The organism is uncultured Sphingomonas sp., from assembly GCF_946477935.1.
GTDB lineage: Bacteria > Pseudomonadota > Alphaproteobacteria > Sphingomonadales > Sphingomonadaceae > Sphingomonas.
This window is the reverse complement of record NZ_CAMLAC010000237.1, coordinates 1-5,547: the sequence shown is the minus strand read 5'-3', so window position 1 is coordinate 5,547 and position 5,547 is coordinate 1. Positions and strand designations below refer to the sequence as shown.

Sequence of the window (5,547 nt, the reverse complement as noted above, 5' to 3'; positions counted from 1 at the left end):
CTCCGCACCCGGCGCGGTCAGCAGCATGATCTGCCCGCGCCGCCCCCCGCGCCCCACCCGGCCGCGCAACTGGTGCAGTTGCGACAGGCCGAACCGGTCCGCATGATGCACGATCATCGTGTTGGCGCGCGGCACGTCCAGCCCCGCCTCAATGATGTTCGTCGCCAGCAGGATGTCGCCATCCCCCGCGGCAAAGCCGGACATTGCATCGTCCAGGTCGATGGCGTCCATCTTGCCATGTGCCTGCACCACGCCCAGCTCCGGCACCAGCCTGCCCAGCTTCTCGGCCAGCGGCGCGATATCCTCGATCCGCGGCACCACCACGAAGCTCTGGCCGCCGCGCGCCCGCTCACGTTTCAGCGCCTTGCGCACCGCCTCGTCATCGAACGTGTCGACGGTGGTGCGGATGGGCTGGCGCCGTGCCGGGGGCGTGGCGATCACCGACAGCGCCTGCAATCCCACCATCGCCGATTGCAGCGTGCGCGGGATCGGCGTCGCGCTTAGCGTCAGCACATGGCCTGCACCCAGATCACGCAAGGCCGCCTTGGCGCGCGTGCCGAACCGCTGTTCCTCGTCGATCACGACCAGCGCCAGGTCGTGGAACGTCACGCCCTTGCCGGTCACCGCGCTGGTGCCGACCACGACCGCGATCGATCCATCGGCCAGCCCTGCCATCACCCGCTTGCGCTCCGCCGGGCTGGATAGCCGCGACAGCCCGGCAACCTCCAGCCCCGTTCCCTCGAACCGCTTGCGGAAAGTGTCGAGATGCTGGCGCACCAATACCGTGGTCGGCGCAACGATCGCCACCTGCCGTCCGGCCAGCGCCACGATCGCTGCCGCGCGTAATGCAACCTCGGTCTTGCCATAGCCGACATCGCCGACGACCAGTCGGTCCATCGGCCGTCCGCTGGCCAGATCGGCGCGCACCGCAGCGATGGCGCGTGTCTGGTCCGGCGTTTCGGTGAAGGGAAAGGTGGCGGCGAACGTCTCGTATTTTGCGGTATCCGCCACGATCGGGTCGGCCGTCCGTGCGTCGCGCTCGGCGGCCAGCGCCTGCAATGCGCGTGCGCTCTCCGCGATGGCGGCATCGATCCCGGCGCGGCGCTTGATCCAGCTTGCGCCGTCCAGCGTGTCATAGGTCACCGCCTCGGCATCCGCGCCGTAGCGCCAGATGCGTCCCGCCTCGGCCACGGGCACCAGCCGCCGCGCGCCCTTGGCATATTCCAGTACGATCGCGTCGCCGGCACCTGCTGCCGCATCCAACGCTTCGATTCCCGCCACGGCGCCGATGCCGTGATCCTCATGCACGACCAGATCGCCGACGCGCAGGTCGACGCCTCCCTCGAACGCCGCGGCAGACAGTGCCACGTCATCCACCCGCGCCCTGCTCCCCAGCAGATCGGCCGCCGCAACCACGCTCACGCCGTCACGCCTGAAGCCACGCTCCACCGGCGCACACAGCAACGCCACCTCGTCCGCCTCGCCCCGCATCGCCTCCGCCAGCGACCCGAAGCTCCGCGTCGGCAAACCGATCCGCGCCGAAAGGAAACGAAGGTCGCGCGCCGATCCGGCGATCGCCAGCCGTCCTTCGCCCATCGCCGCCCGCGCGAAGCGGCGAAATGCCCGCAGGGGATCGCGCCGCTCTACGAAGCGGGGCGTCGTTTCCGTCGCCACGTGCAGCGTCACTGCCCGGTCGCCCAATGCTTTCGCCCACTCTGCCTCGGGCACCAGTTCGGCTGCTGATCGCCGCCCGGAGCGGCCATCCGCTGCCAGTGACAGGAAGCGCTTCCGGCGTTTGTCGACACCGGGATCCAGATGGATCGCTGCATCCGGCAGATGCGCGGTGATCGGTACGCCCTCGCCCAGTGGTGGTTCGCTCGCCCGGCCGATTGTCACTGCGTCGATTTCATCCAAGCTCAACTGCGTGACCGCGTCATAGGTGCGGATGCTGGTGATCCGCCCGTTGGCGAATTCCAGGCGTACCGGGCACTGTCGATCGGCCGGAAAGATGTCGACCACGCTGCCCCGAACTGCGATCTCGCCGGGTTCGTCCACTCGGTCATCGATGATGTAGCCCATGTCGCCAGCCAGAGTCGGCAGCGCTTCATTGTCGATCGCCTCGCCAACCCGGAATATCGGCGGAACCTCGTCAAAGGCGGATGGTGCGGCATACCGCATAGCGCTTGCCTCTGCAGACAGGACCAGGAGGACGCGACCATCGGTTGCACGCAGGCGACGCAACGCCTCCACCCGCTGCCCGATATTGGCTGCACTGGCTGGCGACGCGTCACCGGGCAGCGCGTCGCTCGCCACCAGATGGATGACCGTCACATCGGGCGCAAACGCCGCTGCTACCCGCGCCATTGCCTCGGCCCGCGCCTCGCCCTCTGCCACGACGATTATCCGCTCGGCATCACCGGCCAGCAGATGCGCCGCCATTGCTGCAGTCGGAGCAGCCTCTCCAACACCCGTATCGTCGATCAACACGCCATCATCGGTACGCTTCAACATGGCCACTCCCAAAGGACCACATAGTCCTTCGGCTGTGAACGGCATCGCACAGGCCGGCGTTCCACAAAGATGCTATGCACGTTTGCCGGGAGGGCGAAAAATAATGGTCGGGCCCGCAAAATGGCTAAAACCAGAGATTATGATTTCATCCCAATACGATAGGGCCCATTCCGGTGCCCCATGGCCATACCCTTCCAGCTCAAACCGACCGTTCCGGCCGCGACTAGTCCATCGACCGCGTCGTGAACGACCGGCATCATTGCTCGCCACGCGCCCGCGCCGCCTGCCAATTCCCGTGCCACTTCGCTCGGACATACGGTCGCGCCCGCCGCCCTTTGCGAAAGCAGAAGCAGCGTCGCCTTTTGGACATCGGCCCGACTGGTCGCCACTCCGTCCCCTATTGATAACCGCGGTTGTTCTCGCGTTCCTCGGCAGCTTCTTCCTGTACTTTTTCCATCTCCTCGGCTTCCGTGTCGGCCGGCGTGTCGTCGCAATCGGGATCAATAGTCATGTTCGCCTCCATGCGGCTTGAACGCAGAACGGAGCCGTCCGGGCGCAGTCACGTGCATGAGCGGCGTCGATTTGGGGTGCCATGCGTTCATGTGACCGGTTGATGACGCCAATACTCGATGCGGTGTTCAGCTTTGGAGATGGCAATGCGGTTCGTTCAATTGGAGATGCTTCCCTCAGGCAAGGCGCTGGTCGATATCGACAAGCTGACCCACGCGGTCCCCGAAGGGGAGGGTAGTCGCCTGTTCCTGGGCGCGCAGCATATCGACGTGCCACATAGCCTCGCCGAATTGGAGAATGTTCTTGCCGGACGGGATCGTACGGATAATGGCGAAAACCGCCGCGCCGGGTTCGGTATGCGCTGACCCCGTTCAGTCCGTCAGGCGCCCCATTCCGGGCCGTCATCGTCGGGATAGAAGATGTCGAGGTCATCAGGTGTCTTCTGATCAACCGGAGGTGAGGCTGCTGCTGTCGTTATCGGCAGGGTCGGAGCGCCCCCACCGAAACGGACGCGAACATAGGCCGACGTGCCTGCCAAGCCCTGAAATACCGCTGACACCTCTTCCCCGCGGCTGATTCGGCCGCCGATCAAAGGCGCGCGCTCAGCGGTAAGATAGCCGATCTGTACGCCGCGCGGGCCGATCACGGCAACCGCATTGGCGTCATGCCTGTTTCTCGGTTCGGGTCTCAGAAGCACGATTTCACCGGGTAATGTCATCATCGCCTCGGATCGACGATTGCTGCCATCTGCATTGGGAAAGTCGATGCCGACGACGGCCAGGGTCAGTTCCTGCATTTCCACCATGTAGTTCGATCGTCGCTGGGCGCCAATGCGTAGGTCTTGTCGTGGATCAAAGGAACCGATCGCTCCGTTCTGGCATGTCGAAAAGCCAATATGGTGGAGGGTGCATGACGCTGATGGACCTGCATGGGTGGCGCGAGAGTGCGCTGATCGATGGGGCGTGGGTACCTGCCTCTGATGGGCAGGGTACCGCTGTATATGATCCGGCGACCGGCGCGCGAATCGCGGTGGTGCCTTCGCTTGGCGCCGAGGATACGAAGCGTGCGATCGCTGCCGCGGAGAAGGCGCTGGTGGGGTGGCGGGCGTGTGTGGCGGGGGAGCGGGCGGACATCCTGATGCGGTGGTATGCGCTGATGCTGGAGCATGCGGAGGCACTGGCGCGCATCATGACTGCCGAGCAGGGCAAGCCGATGGCCGAGGCGAGAGGTGAGGTAGTGTATGCCGCGGGGTTCGTGCGCTGGTTCGCCGAGGAGGCGCGGCGTATCGATGGCGAGATCATTCCTGCGCCGCGCAGCACGCAGCGTATTCTGGTGTGGCGGGAGCCGGTGGGGGTCACGGCCGCGATCACGCCGTGGAACTTCCCTGCTGCAATGGTGACGCGCAAGGTGGCGCCCGCGCTGGCGGCGGGCTGCACGATGATCCTGAAGCCCGCGCCGGAGACGCCGCTGACCGCGCTCGCCCTGGCCGCCCTGGCCGAGGAAGCGGGCGTGCCTGCGGGCGTGCTCAACGTCGTCACCGGTGATGCCGCGGCGATCGGCGGTGCGCTGATGGACAGCCCGGTCGTCCGCAAGCTGTCGTTCACCGGATCGACGCCGGTCGGCCGCATGCTCTATGCACAGGCGGCGCCCACGCTGAAGCGGCTGTCGCTGGAGCTGGGCGGCAACGCGCCGTTTGTCGTGTTCGACGATGCCGATCTGGAGGCCGCGGTGGATGGCGCGATGCTGGGCAAGTTCCGCAACGCGGGCCAGACCTGTGTCTGCGTCAACCGCTTCCTGGTGCAAGATGGCATACACGACCGCTTCGTCGAGCGTTTGCACGCGCGGATGGCCGACCTCGTCGTCGGCCCCGGTACCGATCCCCGCTCCACGATCGGCCCACTCATCAACGAGCGCGCGGTGGTGAAGGTGGATGATCACGTCGCCGATGCGGTGCGCCGTGGCGGCCGGCTGGTGGCGGGCGGCAAGCGCGAGCGCGGCCTGTTCTACCAGCCGACGCTGATCGCCGACGTGCCCGCCGACGCAAAGATCGCGCGCGACGAAACCTTCGGCCCGCTCGCCGGCATCATCCGCTTCCGCGAGGAAGCAGAAGCGATCAGGCTGGCGAACGACACCGAGTTCGGGTTGGCTGCCTATCTCTATACCCGCGACATCGGCCGGGCGATGCGCGTGGCGGGGGCGCTGGAATATGGCATGGTCGGGCTGAACGAGGCGGCGATTTCCACCGAGGTGGCGCCGTTCGGCGGCATCAAGGCGTCGGGCATGGGCCGCGAAGGATCGCGCCACGGGATAGCCGAATATCTCGAACTCAAATATGTGATGATGGGAGGGCTGTAGCAGCCGGACTCGCTGGTTAATGCCGGCGTAATTTCCTGGAACGACACGCGCGCGCCATGTGGACAAAAAGGGTACATCGCGATTAGGGCGACCCGGTGGCGGCGTCCTTGTTTCTTCTTCTTGCAGTGGTGTTGGCGTTTACGGGCGGGGGGGGGCCGTGGGTCATCATGG

At 66.0% G+C, this 5,547-nt stretch carries 5 protein-coding genes; 2 read left to right on the top strand and 3 right to left on the bottom strand.

The window, feature by feature from the left end; translation table 11 throughout:
* Nucleotides 1-2,511, bottom strand: a 2,511-nt coding sequence (locus Q0U08_RS17390; RefSeq protein ID WP_298092889.1) for a helicase-related protein, incomplete at its 3' end; no start/stop codon positions are given.
* 137 nt (nucleotides 2,512-2,648) lie between these two features.
* Nucleotides 2,649-2,900, bottom strand: a complete 252-nt coding sequence (locus tag Q0U08_RS17385; RefSeq protein WP_298092888.1) for a DUF3253 domain-containing protein — start codon at nucleotides 2,898-2,900, stop codon at nucleotides 2,649-2,651.
* 267 nt (nucleotides 2,901-3,167) lie between these two features.
* Here Q0U08_RS17385 and Q0U08_RS17380 point away from each other — a divergent pair, with 267 nt between their 5' ends.
* Nucleotides 3,168-3,386, top strand: coding sequence for a hypothetical protein (locus Q0U08_RS17380; protein WP_298092886.1), 219 nt, complete (start codon nucleotides 3,168-3,170; stop codon nucleotides 3,384-3,386).
* A gap of 14 nt (nucleotides 3,387-3,400) precedes the next feature.
* Here Q0U08_RS17380 and Q0U08_RS17375 read toward each other — a convergent pair whose 3' ends face one another.
* Nucleotides 3,401-3,826 (bottom strand): HIRAN domain-containing protein, encoded by a 426-nt coding sequence (locus tag Q0U08_RS17375; protein WP_298092885.1) that lies wholly within the window; start codon nucleotides 3,824-3,826, stop codon nucleotides 3,401-3,403.
* Between the two features lie 113 nt (nucleotides 3,827-3,939).
* On the opposite strand from Q0U08_RS17375, the gene Q0U08_RS17370 reads away from it, so the two are divergent.
* Nucleotides 3,940-5,376 (top strand): NAD-dependent succinate-semialdehyde dehydrogenase, encoded by a 1,437-nt coding sequence (locus Q0U08_RS17370; protein WP_298092890.1) that lies wholly within the window; start codon nucleotides 3,940-3,942, stop codon nucleotides 5,374-5,376.
* Nucleotides 5,377-5,547: the final 171 nt, after the last annotated feature.